The 486-nt window shown below is 28.8% G+C and carries 1 pseudogene; it reads left to right on the top strand.

The features are described from left to right. Positions 1-480 (top strand): annotated as a pseudogene (locus BAZSYMA_RS09735) (hypothetical protein); the annotation flags it as partial. Positions 481-486 lie beyond the last annotated feature (6 nt).

Raw genomic sequence — 486 nt, forward strand, 5'->3', positions numbered from 1 at the left:
GATAGGATGGAATATAATAATACAGAGTTTAGTTCAGACAATCGAGAAACCTTTTTAACCCTTAAAAATGTTGCGCTTAAACAAAACGATCAAATTAAAGCCTTAGAATTTCACACACAAGAATACCAAACTTACTTAAAAGTGTTAAGAAAAAATAAAACAAATAAAAATTTATTAGATAGATTTATTTTAACTTTCGAATGTTGTACAAGTGCTTTTGGAACGAGTGCTATTCGCTCAATAGGAAGCTTTGTTTTTATTGTTATATTGTTTTATGTTTCGATTAACGGCTTTAATTACGATGCAAGAACTATTGTTGATTTTGCCTCACCATTGAGTTACGATATTGATAAGATATTTAGACGGAGCGATGATGTGAGTGATGTAGGTAGATATCTATTTTTCCTTTATAAAATATTACAAGTTGCATTGATTTACGAAATGATTAAATCTTTTAGAAAATTCTCACGCACATTATGAATACTG

This window comes from Bathymodiolus azoricus thioautotrophic gill symbiont (genome assembly GCF_001298715.1).
Lineage (GTDB): Bacteria > Pseudomonadota > Gammaproteobacteria > PS1 > Pseudothioglobaceae > Thiodubiliella.